Origin of the sequence: Rhodococcus sp. 06-156-4 (genome assembly GCF_002259345.1) — a bacterium.
In the GTDB taxonomy this organism is placed as follows: Bacteria; Actinomycetota; Actinomycetes; order Mycobacteriales; family Mycobacteriaceae; genus Rhodococcoides; species Rhodococcoides fascians_E.
The window spans coordinates 23,823-36,525 of the sequence record NZ_NPGB01000003.1; the positions used below are offsets into that span (position 1 = coordinate 23,823).

The following is a 12,703-nucleotide window of genomic DNA, read 5'->3' on the forward strand; positions in this document are numbered from 1 at the left end:
GTACCCATTCTGGACCCGCAGCCTGCGCACTTGCTGCACTCTCGCTGTGAGGTTTCTGTGAGTGCCGCACGGGGTGCATGATGGACGGCGATGGCGACGACGGACACCTCGGCGAGTCCGGCCCGCCGCATCAATTCCATGCACGTATTCGCACTTCTGCTCGTGTGCGCGATCGTGTTCCGGGATCAGCTGGTCACGGCGGTGAACTCCTTTCCCGAGCTCCGAACAGGTGCGACGATCTTCCTGGGCGTCTTCGTTCAGGCAACCCCGTTTCTGGTGCTCGGCGTGCTGGTCAGCGGCGCGATCGCCGCGTTCGTCTCGCCGCGGGTTCTGAAACGACTGCTGCCGGCCGACGAGAAAGCTGCTGTCGGTGTCTCCGGCCTGGCCGGAATGGCCCTGCCGGGGTGCGAATGCGGCGCCGTTCCGGTATCCAGGCGTCTGATGGACCAGGGTGCGCCGACGTCGGCGGCGCTCGCATTCCTACTGTCCGCACCTGCCATCAACCCTGTGGTGCTGGTGTCGACGGCTGTCGCGTTCCCCGGTGAACCGCGGATGGTGTTGGCGAGATTTCTCGCATCGCTGGCCACCGCCCTGGTGATGGGCTGGTTGTGGGCCAGAATCGGACGTGCCGAGTGGATCACGAAGAAATTTGCCGATCACAGCCACGATTCCTCGCGGTCGAAATGGGAAGTGTTCACCGAATCCGCCCGACACGACCTGATGCAGGCGGGCGCCTTCCTCGTCCTCGGAGCCGGAGCCGCGGCACTGCTGCACATCGTCGTTCCCGATTCCATCCTCGAGCACCTCGCCGGGCAGATGCTCCTGGCGATTCTGGTGATGGCAGTTCTGGCCGTCGTCCTCGCGTTGTGTTCGGAGGCCGACGCCTTCGTCGCAGCGAGCATGTCGATGCTGCCTCTGCTCCCCCGGCTGGTGTTCCTCGTCGTCGGCCCCGCGGTCGACGTCAAATTGATGGCGATGCAGGCGGGCAGTTTCGGACGTGGATTCGTCGCCCGATTCGCCCCGGTCACCTTCGTCGTCGCGGTGGCGTGCGCCACCTCCGTCGGGCTTCTCGTTCTGGGTGCCCGATGAGGCGGGAGACGCAGAACGTCCTGCTTCTGCTCGTCGGTGGCGCGATGGTCAAGATCTCCGTGGACGGAAGCTTCCTGCGGTACGTGAAGCCGAGCCTGCACCCCTACCTGCTGGCCAGCGGGATTTTCATCGTCGGCTTGGCGTTGGTGGCGATCGTGCGCGACGTCCGGCGAGGCGGACCGGCGGACGACGACCACGCCCACAGCTCTCGTCCGTACTGGATGTTGCTTCTTCCGGCGGCGTTGATTCTGTTCGTCGCGCCGCCCGCACTCGACGTGTTGTCGGTGTCGGATCGGGTGGTCGCGGCCGGTCCTGCGGAGCGCACTGCGTTTCCACCGTTGCCCGACGGCGAAGCGCCCGAAGTACCACTGCTCGACGTCGTGCAGCGCGCCGCGCGGGACAGCACGGGCAGCCTCGACGATCGCGAGATCACCGTGACGGGTATTCGAGTGGAGAACCCGGACGGCAGTGTCGATCTGGCGCGCATTTTGATCATCTGCTGCGCAGCCGACGCGCGATCCATCCGCATCCACCTGGACCGAGACGTCGAGGGCGAGTGGCTACGGGTGCGCGGAACCGTCGGTGAGTCGTCTCCGGAGACGGGCAACATTCCGACGATGGCGGTGACCGGCGTCGAGCAGATCGACGAACCCGAGAACACGTACGCCTATTAGTGGTACCCTAGTACCAGTCTTGCTGAATTCGACACAGTGGGACCAGCGGACGAGCGCACCGTACCCGGCCAGCGACAAGACGGTGCATGGGAGTGTTTTCTCATGGCTTGGGTCATTCTTGTCATCTCCGGCGTACTAGAAGCAGTGTGGGCCACCGCCCTCGGCAAGTCCGACGGTTTCTCGCGTCCCGTTCCCACGATCGTCTTCGGTGTCGCCCTCGTCGCCAGCATGGGCGGCCTGGCCGTCGCGATGCGTACCCTGCCTGTCGGCACCGCATACGCCGTCTGGGTCGGAATCGGCGCAACCCTCACCGTCGCCTACGCGATGATCACGGGCGACGAATCGTCGTCGTGGATCAAGGTCGCGCTGCTCGTGGGCATCGTCGGCTGCGTCGTCGGGCTGAAGCTGCTGCACTGACCGATCCAGCAGTTACAGTAACTTCCATGAACTGGGTGTCCGCGATCACACTGCCTGCACGCGCTGGGATTGCCATCGCGGAAACTGCCCTGGAGGTCTCGGGGGCGATTCTGTCCACCACTCGATTCGCCCTCGAGACCGGGGCAGCCACGCCTGCCAACCTGGCCTCGCTCACCGATCCCAAGGGCGGCACGATGCAGCTGCTGTCCCAGCTGGGTCAGCTCACCTCGGACGACCGAGCGCTGGGCAACGCACTGCGTGAGGGCGGGCCACTCGACCGGCTGCTCGCGCCGGGTGGCGTCGTCGACAGGTTGACGTCGGAGGAAGGCACGCTCGAACGGTTGCTGGCACCAGGCGGACCCGTCGATCGTGTGACCGCCACCGACGGACCGCTGGACCGGCTGCTCGCCGAGGACGGTCCACTCGAACGGCTACTTGCCGACGGCGGACTTCTCGATCGAATCACTGCCGTCGACGGCCCCCTCGAACGCCTCACCGCCAAGGACGGGCCGCTCGAACTTCTGACTCGCGAGGACGGCATCATCGAACGCGCCACCCAGGAAGGCGGCCTGCTGGAACAGCTGCTCGCCGAGGGCGGTGCCATCGAGAGGTTGACCGCGAAGGGTGGTCCGCTCGATCAGCTCGTGACCTTGACCGAAACCTTGTCGCAGCTGGCACCCAACATCGAACGCATGGGCGTCAGCATCGACATCCTGCAGGATTCGGTCGAGATCTTGTCGCAGGCGGTGAATCCGTTGGGCGAGTTGGTCGGTCGGCTACCCAATCGCTGGCTCAAAGGGAAGCAGACCGTCCACGAACTGCAGTAGACGGATCCACCGCACAGGCATCAGTTCCGCAGACTCCGTGCGATGACAAGGCGCTGAATCTGGTTGGTGCCCTCGAAGATCTGAGTGATCTTGGCGTCGCGCATGTACCGTTCGACGCGGAAGTCCCGCGTGTAGCCGTACCCGCCGAACACCTGGACCGCGTCGGTGGTGACCTTCATGGCGGCGTCGGTTGCGACGAGTTTCGCGACGGATGCGCCCCGCGAGTAGTCCAACCCGGCGTCCCGACGTCGCGCAGCATCGATGTAGGTGGCCCTCGCGGAGTCGACCGCGGCCGTCATGTCGGCCAGCAGGAACCCGAGGCCCTGATGATCGACGATCTTCTTGCCGAACGTCGTGCGCTCGTTGGCGTAGGCGACTGCGTCGTTCAGCGCTGCCTGCGCAATACCCACCGCGACCGCAGCAATTCCCAAGCGGCCGGAATCGAGTGCGCTGAAGGCGATCTGGAGGCCCTGCCCCTCGGCGCCGAGACGTCGCTCCTTCGAGACGAAGGCATTGTCGTAGTTCGCCGACGTGGTGGGCACTGCGTGCAGACCCATCTTCTCCTCCGGCTTGCCGAAGGAGAGCCCCTCCTGATCCTTGGGAACGAGGAAGCAGGAAATACCCTTCGACCCTTCACCGGTGCGGGCGAAGAGGTTGTAGAAATCCGCGATACCGCCGTGCGTGATCCACGCCTTGGCGCCGTTGACGACGTATCCGTCGTCCTTGGCTGTCGCCTTGCAGGTCAACGCGGCGGCGTCGGATCCGGCCTGCGGCTCGGACAAGCTGTATGCGCCGACGAGACTGCCGCCCAGCATGTCCGGAAGCCAGCGCTGCTTCTGCTCCTCGGTTCCGAACGCCAGCAGCGGGGAGCACGCGAGGCTGTGCACGCTGACCGCAACGGCCACCGCCGCCCAGCGGGCCGCCAGTTCTTCCAGCACCTGCAGGTAGACCTCGTACGGCTGGCCACCGCCGCCCCACTCCTCCGGGAACGGGAGGCTCAACAGCCCGGCTTCACCGAGAGTGCCGAACACGCCTTCGGGATAGGTCTCGTTCTTCTCGTGATCGTCGACGATGGGATCGAGCACCTTGTCCGCGACATCGCGAGTGAGCTGGATGAGGTCGCGAGCTTCCTCGGTGGGCAACAAACGATCGACAGGCACTTTCGAACTCCTCACAGTACTGACGGTCCCATCACAGTACTGTAGATGATACTGGCTCGCCCACTGCAGTACTGTCATGCTTCATGACCGCAGCTCACGCGACGGCCCGCCGTGCCCAACTGTTTGACCAACTCGTCGACCTCTTGTTGAGCGAAGGGTTCGCCCACCTCACACTCGACGACATCTCGGGACGCCTCCGCTGCAGCAAATCGACGCTCTACACCCTGGCAGGCAGCAAGGAACAACTCGTTCGAGCGGCAACCGTGCACTTCTTCCGCGGAGCAACGGACCGCGTCGAGTCAGCGATCGTCGGCGTCGACGGTTTCGGCAACCGCCTGACCGCGTACCTGACCGCGGTGGGAATTGCCTTGCAGCCGGCATCACGACAGTTCATGGACGACCTCGCCGCCTTCCCTCCTGCCCGCGACATCTACGAGCAGAACACTGCGTTCGCCGCCCAACGCGTTCAAGACCTGATCGACGACGGTGCCGCCGCGGGTGAAGTCCGCAGCGTCCATGCCGCATTCGTCGCCGACGTCGCCGCATCGACAATGGCGCGCATTCAATCGCGTGAGATCTCCGAACGCACCGGCCTCGACGACTCCCAGGCGTACGCCGAGCTCGCCGCCCTCCTCACCACCGGCATCAGCGGTCACCGGGCACCTTCGTAGAATTGTCGGCGATGAGGAACGGTCGGCACGCATCCAGAACAGCCTTCTGGGCCTCGTGTCTGGTATTCGTTCTCTCGCTCGTTTTCGTCGCCGCGACCTCCGACGGCGACGTTCCGGCACATTTCGACGGGTCCGGCGTCGTCACGCGAACGGAATCCCCGTGGTCGTTCGTCGCCACGATGGCCGGCGTCGGTCTTGCGCTCGGTGTGTTGTTCGCGGGTGCGCGCCGGTGGATCCGGTACATCCCCGCGCAGATGATCAATCTCCCCGATCCCCGGGCACACCGATACTGGACGCATCCCGCGCAGCGCCCAACGTTCGATCACATGATCGCCGAGGATCTCGAATGGATCGGCGCAGCGACGTTTGCCCTCCTGACGTGGATGACCGTGGTCGCCGGAACAACAGGATCCGACGACGGGTCGGTCTCGACGTGGGTCCTCGCGGCTCCGACCGTCGCCTACGTGCTCGGCATCGCCGGGTACGCGATGTATGTGATCCGAGGCGGTAAATACCGAGTGCCCGAGGGCGATCGACCGCCTTCGTAGATCAGAACGGTGGTGGTTTCTTTCGTTCGCGGAGGCGTTGGATGGTTTTGTGTTGTCGTAGTTTTCGGCGGAGGAGTCGGATTCGGGTGCGGGCGGTGTCGGTGGGTGCGTGTCGGAGGTCTGCGGTGGTGGGTTCGGGTGTGGTGGGGGACATGTGTTGTTCCCACCAGGTGGGTGTGGTGATGTCGGGTTCGGGGACGGGTCGCCGGTGTCGGCGGGTGCGTGCGGTGGTGGGGCATCCGAGTTCGGGGAAGGTGAGGGTGCGGGTGCCGGTGGTGTGGGTCCAGAGGATGATGCCGCCGGCGAGGTAGGCGACGGTGGCTGCGTTGGCGGTTTTGTGTTTGTGGTGGGCGGTGCAGACGGGGTGGAGGTTGGTCTCGATGGTCCATCCGCCGCGGTGGGGGGTGTGGTGGTCGTAGGGGACGATGTGGTCGAGTTCGCAGTCGGTGGAGGGGACGTCGCATCCAGGGTGGGTGCAGGTGCGGTAGGTCATGCGTACGCGAGCGGCGAGGTCGGTGTCGGGTCGGTAGGTCAGGGCGCCGGGTGGTGGCTCGGTGACACCGCCGTGGCCGTCGGGATGGGGTCCTGCAGCGAGGGCGGGGTCGGCCGTGATCGCTGCCAGTAGTGCCGCGGTGATCTGCGCACGAACAGTGTCACTGAGCAGACCAGTGTTATCGGGCAGACCGGTGGCGCTGGGCAGACCTCTGCCGCTGGTGGGTGTGCTGGTGGGTGTGGGTACGGCGCCTGCTCGGCGGATCCGGCCGCGGTGGATCAGCCGCGGTACCCGAATCCGTAGGGACGAGAGCACTGTCCTCGGTACTTGTCGTCGATTCGTCGCGGCAGCACCGGTTCCTGCGTTCCCGGAATCGTCGGGACCGTCAGTGCCGGGACCCTCGGCGCCGGGACCCTCGGTGCCGGGCCGATCAGCTGCCTCGTCGCCAGCCGCCCCGTCGCCAGCCGCCTCGTCGTCAGTGCTCTCGTTGTCTGTGCTCTCGTCGTCTTCGGTCTCGGTGTCACCCAGACCCGTGTCAGGTGTGCCCGTGTCGGTATCGGCATCGACGTGGGTCCCTGCGTCGCCGGGAGGGTCGGCCTTGTCCGGTTCACCTTGTGTCTGGGTGTGTGGTGCTCGGGCGGTGAGGACGTCGTGGAGTTCGGTGAGCAGGCCTTGCCAGTGGGCGTCGGTGGCGATGAGCCGAGCCAGTTCCGGATCGAGTGGGGTTCCGTCGGCCAGTACGGCGGGGTTCTGACGCAATCCGAGCAGTGTTTCGGCGTCGAGGAGGATCTGCACCAGCGGACCCCGCCGAGGATCGGGCCGATCCGCGGCACCGTCCAGCGGGCAACGTTCACCGCGCCCGCAGTGGCATTCGAGGGCGTGTTCGCCGTGGATCAACGCCATCAACCCATCGACCCGTAACGCCGTGCTCGACCTGGGGTCTTGCTGGCAGACCGTTGCGGCGATCTCGGTCACCAATGCGTCGACTTCGGCGCCTTCGAGGTCGGTGACGATCGCTTCGAGTACCGACGCACCACCGGAGTCGCGGCGCACCCGCATCCCCCGGCTACTGCGCACCGTGCGCTCTTGTGCGGCTGCGGCCTCGTCCCGGTCGTGGGCGAGCCACAGTCGCCACAGCCACAGTCGCAGTGATCGCGGGGTCAACCGTTCCGCTGCAGCGACGGCCTCGTGTTCGAGGGCTGCGATGGTGGCATCGGATGCTTTGCCCAGCACAGCGGTCAGTACCTGGATCCGCGGCCAGTCGATTCCGCCGAAGACGAACCGCAGCGCCGTGAGCGGCATCCGCGACAGCTCCTGCCCGACGGTCAGCAACGGCCGCGTGGCGCTCTGCGACAGACCCAGCGTCACCGCCACCTCGGTGACCACCTGCGCCAGAACAGTCAACGGATCACCACCAGTGGTGTCGGCGTCGGTGGTGGTGTCGGCGTCGGTGAGGCGGATGTCGGCGATTTCGCACACCGCTTCCACCGTTCTGGCGCGGGCGATGTTCTCCCGTACCCGGCATACCGCGGCGTAGCCTGCCAACCCGGTTACGCATGCCGTACTCGATCCCGCCGAAACCCCCGTATCGAACATGCGTTCGAATATACCGAGAGGGTCCGACACGGACGAAAAAACTACCGAAGTGGGGAATGATGACGTGCATGCCGGCCAAGAAATCGACACAGGACCCCACCGCTGCAGTACTGGAGAAGATTGCCTCGTACCCCGCGCCGTACGACTCCGTGGGGCGCAGGCTGCACGAGGTGATTCTGGCTGCGGCACCGGAGCTGCAACCTCGATTGTTCTACGGAATGCCGGGATACGCGAAGGGGAAGGGCCCGATTCTGTGCCACTTCATCGCAGAGAAGTACATTGCATTCGGGTTGTCGGAGAAGGCGAACGTGTCCGCGCCGGACGATGCAGACGACCTGTTGATGCCGTCGGGATGGTTTCTGACGGAGCTCGACGACGCGACGGAGAAGAAGATCGCAGCCATTGTCCGACGGGCAGTCGAGTGATGGACTACTTACGCAGATAGAGCCTTTCGGGCCGCCCGACGTTCCCGTAGTCCAGGGATACCTCGACGCGTCCGATGCCCGCGAGGTACTCGAGGTATCGCCGGGCGCTGGATCGGGAGATCCCCGACCGCTCGGACATCTCGGTGGCCGACACCGGCCGTTCGACGTCACGAAGTCTGAGTTCGACCAGATCCAGCGTGACGCGGCTCAGACCCTTGGGAAGGTCCTGGCCGGAACCGGTTATGCCGAACGCTTTGTCGACGGCGGCCTGTTCCGCCTCCGCCGAGGACCCGAGGGTTTGCCGCGTGGTTCGGTACTGCTCCAGCCGCGCCTGCAGCACGGAGAACTTGAACGGCTTGATCAGGTAATGCACGACGCCGCTCCGGAGCGCTTTCTGCACGGACGCGACTTCTCGTTCGCTGGTGATGACGAGAATGTCGAGGTCCGGCACCAACTCTCGGAACGTCCCGATGAGGTCCAGACCGCTGGCACCGGGCAGGTGCACGTCGAGCAGCACGAGGTCCGGCCGGAGAGCGGACACTGCGTCGATCGCGGACTCGGACGTGTGGGCGACGCCGCAGACCTCGAAGCCGTCGACCTTACCGACGAACCCCGAATGCACCTTGGCGACCATGAAGTCGTCGTCGACGACGAGAACCCGAATCACACTCACTCCTTCATCATCGCGCGGAACACCGTCCACTCGCCGTCCGTTCCGACCGTCACGTCGCCGCCCCGACGCCTGCACGCGAGCCGGACCAGCGCGAGACCGAAGCCATGACCGGTCGATGCCGCCCCTTTGGTGCTCCAGCCCTGTTCGAAGATATTCGTGGTGTCCGACGCGTCGACGCCCGGTCCGTCGTCGAATACCTCGGCGACGATGTCACCGTCGTTCTCGTGCAACGCGATCCGTACCCGTCCACTCGATGCCGCCACGGCATTGTCGACGAGATTGCCGAGGACAGTGCAGAGATCTCGGGACAACGCTCCCCCGTGCGATCGAAGAGCGGACCCCTCGACGATGTCGACGGTCACCGAACGATGCGCGGCAGCACCGATTTTCGCGATCAGGAGCGCAGCGACACTGACGTCGGCGACGGAATCGGTGACCACCGACGTCGCATCCTCGCGGCGCGCGGTGAGGCCGTCCACGTAGCGCACCACCTCGTCGTATTCGTGCAGTTGAACCAGTCCGGAAATGGTGTGCAGCTGGTTGTCGAATTCGTGGATGTGTTCACGCAGCGCCGTCGAACTGGTCTTGGTGACTCCGAGTTCCTCCTCGACGTCGGTCAGTTCGGTGCGGTCACGGAAGGTCGTGACCGTTCCCACCGCTTTGCCGTCGGCGACGACGGGGACTGTGTTCAGGACCAGGACTCGATCGCCGACCAGCACGATCTCGTCGGAGGTCTCCACGGTTCCGAGAAGGACGTCGCGAAGCCGACCGGTGACCCCGAGCTCGTCGACGGTTGCGCCCTTGCTTCCGTATTCGATGTGCAGCAACTCGTGCGCACTTTCGCTCATCAGCACGACGCGGCCGTTCGGGTCGAGGGCGATGACGCCTTCCTTGAGCCCCCGCAGCATCGCTTCACGCTGCCCGACGAGGTCGAGGATCTCGCTGGCCTCCATGCCGAGGGTCTGACGCTTGACTCTCCGCGCGAGCAGTACCGAACCCAGCCCGCCCAGCACCGACGCGACCGCCAGGTAGACGATCAGATTGGGTGCCGATTGCAGGAACCGGTCCACGGCCGAGGGATATCGGTCGCCGACGACGGCCGTTCCCACGAGTGTTCCCGAGTCGTCGAGCACCGGCACCCGCGCTTCGACCGCTTTGCCTGCCGCCGTGTCGGTGAGCCCGACCCTCGATCCGTCCGCACCGGTCTGCACGGTCGTCCCGACTTGTTCGGGAACGGTGGACAACACCACCACACCGTCGACGCCCGAGAGTGCCGCGTAGTCGAGGCCGGAGACCGCGCGTACGGATTCGACTGCGCTCTGCAGACCGGTTCGGATGCGAGGCTGGGCCGACGGCAACAGCTGACGGACGACGGGGTTCGCCGCGAGAGTTTCCGCCGCCGACTGTGCGCGGCGGCCTGCGTCCCGTTGGAACGCGGCGGACGACTGGGCGAGCGACAACCCGCCGATGGCGACCAGAACGACCACGACGATCAGCAGCTGCAACCTCAGCAACTGGGCCGCCAGCGTGGTTCTGCGCACCAAAAGACCCTACTGCGCGGCCAGGAGCCTGGAGCGCAGTTCGGCGCGACCACAATGGACACAAAAGAAACTGTGATCGCAAGGGTGACCGCAGTCACAAAGTGTTGTTCACTTCCATGGTGCCTACTACGAGAGTTCGATCAGCAACCAGCGCCGTGTGCGTCGCGGTTGCCGTTCTCGTGGGCGCATGCAGTTCCGAGCCTGCGGTCTTCGCCGGCGCAGACGGCACTCCTCGAGTCCAACTGGTCGTGCCGTCCGACGCCGGCGGCGGATACGACCTGACTGCCCGGAACCTCACCCAAGCTCTGGGCAGCGGAACACCCGGCAGCACCGACCCCGATTACGACGTCGTGGTGCTGCCCGGATCGGGTGGGATCGTCGGCCTGGGTCGGTTGGCTCTCGAGCGCGGTAACCCCGATCTCGCGATGGTCATGGGCCTCGGTCTGATCGGCGCGCTGGAGACGACGGAGTCCGACAATTCGTTGTCCGAGGCCACGCCCGTCGCCAAGCTGCTGGAGGAACCGGAAGTAGTTCTGGTTCCGGCGAACTCGCCGCTTCGAACGATGAACGATCTGGTCGACGCGTGGCGCGCCGATCCGTCGGCGCTCAGTTTTGCCGGTGGTTCCGCCGAGGGTGGGCCCGACGGTCTGTTCCGGATCCTTCTTGCTCGGGCCATCGGCGTCGACCCGTCGGCGTCGCAGTATCGACAGTACGAAGGTGGCGGACAACTGCTTCCGGCTCTGCTGACCGGTGACGTCGACGTCGCGACGACCGGCGTCAGCGAGTATCTCGACCAGATTTCCGCCGGAACCGTGCGGGCACTTGCCATCAGCACCGACGAACGGGTGCCGGTGGTGGACGCGCCGACCGCACGTGAGGCCGGCGTCGACGTCGTCTTCGCCAACTGGCGAGGCCTGCTCGCGCCGCCGGGCATCACACCGGACCAGGCGACGACGTGGACCGACCGCATCCGCGATCTCGACACGTCCGGCCGATGGCAGGACATCCTCACCCGAAACGGCTGGCGCAGTTCGATACTGACCGGCTCCGACTTCGCCGAGTTCCTGGGCGAACAAGCTCGATTCGTCCACGAGACGCTGACCGTCACCCCTTGACGTTCGGATTCACCCGACACCACGTTTCACCCTGCTCGCACAAAGGAGTACACCCATGCTCGTGATACTGGGCTTCCTCATGGTTGCCGTCTTCATGTATCTGATCCTGACCAAGCGCGCGACCCCGGTCGTGGCGCTGACGTTGGTGCCGGTTGCGTTCGGCCTCATGGCCGGTGCGGGACTCGGGATCGGCGACATGATCACCGACGGCATCAAGTCGCTCGCCCCGACGGCTGCCCTGCTGTTCTTCGCGATCATCTTCTTCGGGATCATGATCGACGTCGGCCTGTTCGATCCACTGGTGAAGGGCATTCTGAAGCTCGTCAGGAACGACCCGATGAAACTCGTCGTCGGTACTGCCGTTCTGGCGATGGTCGTGTCCCTCGACGGTGACGGGTCGACGACATTCATCATCGTCACCTCCGCGATGCTGCCTCTGTACCTGAAACTCGGTGTGAGCCCGGTGATCCTGACCGTCGTTGCCGGTCTGGCCAACGGAACAATGAACATCATCCCGTGGGGCGGCCCCACGGTCCGGGCAGCGTCTGCGCTCGGCATCTCGCCGTCCGAGGTCTTCGTGCCGATGGTGCCCTCGCTGATCGCCGGATTGGTCATCGTGCTGCTGTTCTCGGTGCACCTCGGGCTGATGGAGCGCAAGCGAATCGGCAAGTTGGTCTACGAATCCGAGCTCGTTCACGCAGGCGGCTCGACCGGCACCGGCTCCACTGGCACCGGTGGCTCCAAGAACACCGGCGGCTCGGCCGGAACGGGCAGTGATCACGACGGCGGAGCCGGTCAGTTCATCGACGGCCTCGATCCCAATCGCGATACCCTGCGTCCGAAGTTGTTGTGGTTCAACGCCGCTCTGACCGTGGCATTGCTGGTTGTCCTGGTCATGGACATCCTCCCCATCCCGGTGCTCTTCATGATCGCAGCGTCGATCGCGCTCGCAGTGAATTTCCCGAAGGTCAAGGAGCAGGGCGAGGCCATCGCGCGGCACTCGTCGTCGATCGTGTCCGTCGTCGCCATGGTTCTCGCTGCAGCGATCCTCACCGGCGTGTTCCAAGGAACGGGCATGGTCGAGGCCATGGCCGAGTGGCTGCTCAACGTCATTCCGGCGGGTATGGGTCCGTACCTCGCCGTCATCACCGGCGTTCTGTCCCTTCCGTTCACGTTCTTCATGACCAACGACGCGTTCTACTTCGGCATTCTGCCGGTTCTCAGTGAAACCGCTGCGCAGTACGGAATCGAGCCCGTCGAGATGGCGCGTGCGTCGATCACCGGTCAGGCATTCCACCTGCAGAGCCCCCTCGTCCCCGCCATCCTGCTTCTCGTGACCCTCGCCGGTGTGTCGCTCGCCGACCATCACCGCAAGGTTCTGTGGCGCGCAGCGGTCATCTCCCTGACCATGCTCGTCGTCGGTGTTGCCCTCGGCCAGATCCCGTTCGGCTGATCCCCACGTACCGAAAGGTCA

At 65.2% G+C, this 12,703-nt stretch carries 13 protein-coding genes and 1 riboswitch; of the genes, 9 read left to right on the top strand and 4 right to left on the bottom strand.

All coding sequences use genetic code 11. The features are described from left to right. Window positions 1-90 precede the first annotated feature (90 nt). From CH290_RS00355 to CH290_RS00370, 4 genes are all read left to right on the top strand, one after another. A complete protein-coding gene (locus CH290_RS00355; protein ID WP_020113379.1) occupies window positions 91-1,089 on the top strand; it encodes a permease in 999 nt (332 codons plus the stop codon). Further along, window positions 1,086-1,763, top strand: a complete 678-nt coding sequence (locus CH290_RS00360; RefSeq protein ID WP_033190015.1) for a TIGR03943 family putative permease subunit — start codon at window positions 1,086-1,088, stop codon at window positions 1,761-1,763. Before CH290_RS00355 ends, CH290_RS00360 begins: the two co-directional genes overlap by 4 nt. Before the next feature lie 25 nt (window positions 1,764-1,788). Then, window positions 1,789-1,852, top strand: a riboswitch (guanidine-III (ykkC-III) riboswitch). A gap of 13 nt (window positions 1,853-1,865) precedes the next feature. Beyond that, a complete protein-coding gene (locus CH290_RS00365; protein ID WP_020113381.1) occupies window positions 1,866-2,180 on the top strand; it encodes a DMT family transporter in 315 nt (104 codons plus the stop codon). Window positions 2,181-2,206: 26 nt separating this feature from the next. After that, window positions 2,207-3,007, top strand: coding sequence for a hypothetical protein (locus CH290_RS00370; protein WP_019663660.1), 801 nt, complete (start codon window positions 2,207-2,209; stop codon window positions 3,005-3,007). Between the two features lie 20 nt (window positions 3,008-3,027). Here CH290_RS00370 and CH290_RS00375 read toward each other — a convergent pair whose 3' ends face one another. Further along, window positions 3,028-4,167: an acyl-CoA dehydrogenase family protein gene (locus CH290_RS00375; RefSeq protein ID WP_020113382.1), complete on the bottom strand. Its 1,140-nt coding sequence runs from the start codon at window positions 4,165-4,167 to the stop codon at window positions 3,028-3,030. 83 nt (window positions 4,168-4,250) lie between these two features. On the opposite strand from CH290_RS00375, the gene CH290_RS00380 reads away from it, so the two are divergent. Both CH290_RS00380 and CH290_RS00385 read left to right on the top strand, forming a co-directional pair. After that, on the top strand, window positions 4,251-4,838 hold the full coding sequence (locus CH290_RS00380; RefSeq protein WP_019663662.1) for a TetR/AcrR family transcriptional regulator: 588 nt from the start codon (window positions 4,251-4,253) through the stop codon (window positions 4,836-4,838). Between the two features lie 11 nt (window positions 4,839-4,849). Then, window positions 4,850-5,386: a hypothetical protein gene (locus tag CH290_RS00385; protein ID WP_033190016.1), complete on the top strand. Its 537-nt coding sequence runs from the start codon at window positions 4,850-4,852 to the stop codon at window positions 5,384-5,386. A gap of 1 nt (window position 5,387) precedes the next feature. Here CH290_RS00385 and CH290_RS00390 read toward each other — a convergent pair whose 3' ends face one another. Continuing rightward, on the bottom strand, window positions 5,388-7,475 hold the full coding sequence (locus CH290_RS00390; RefSeq protein WP_249277796.1) for an HNH endonuclease signature motif containing protein: 2,088 nt from the start codon (window positions 7,473-7,475) through the stop codon (window positions 5,388-5,390). Between the two features lie 68 nt (window positions 7,476-7,543). Between CH290_RS00390 and CH290_RS00395 the strand changes: the two genes are divergently transcribed. Continuing rightward, window positions 7,544-7,900, top strand: coding sequence for a DUF1801 domain-containing protein (locus tag CH290_RS00395; protein ID WP_230594276.1), 357 nt, complete (start codon window positions 7,544-7,546; stop codon window positions 7,898-7,900). 4 nt (window positions 7,901-7,904) lie between these two features. On the opposite strand, the gene CH290_RS00400 is transcribed toward CH290_RS00395, so the two are convergent. Both CH290_RS00400 and CH290_RS00405 read right to left on the bottom strand, forming a co-directional pair. Continuing rightward, the gene (locus CH290_RS00400; RefSeq protein WP_026347531.1) at window positions 7,905-8,567 is read right to left on the bottom strand and encodes a response regulator; all 663 of its coding nucleotides are present in this window, start codon (window positions 8,565-8,567) and stop codon (window positions 7,905-7,907) included. A 2-nt stretch (window positions 8,568-8,569) separates the two neighbouring features. Continuing rightward, complete coding sequence (locus CH290_RS00405; protein ID WP_019663667.1) at window positions 8,570-10,114, bottom strand: sensor histidine kinase; 1,545 nt, start codon at window positions 10,112-10,114, stop codon at window positions 8,570-8,572. A 119-nt stretch (window positions 10,115-10,233) separates the two neighbouring features. On the opposite strand from CH290_RS00405, the gene CH290_RS00410 reads away from it, so the two are divergent. Both CH290_RS00410 and CH290_RS00415 read left to right on the top strand, forming a co-directional pair. Next, window positions 10,234-11,229: a Bug family tripartite tricarboxylate transporter substrate binding protein gene (locus CH290_RS00410; protein ID WP_230594274.1), complete on the top strand. Its 996-nt coding sequence runs from the start codon at window positions 10,234-10,236 to the stop codon at window positions 11,227-11,229. Between the two features lie 55 nt (window positions 11,230-11,284). Then, window positions 11,285-12,682, top strand: coding sequence for a CitMHS family transporter (locus tag CH290_RS00415; RefSeq protein WP_019663669.1), 1,398 nt, complete (start codon window positions 11,285-11,287; stop codon window positions 12,680-12,682). Window positions 12,683-12,703 lie beyond the last annotated feature (21 nt).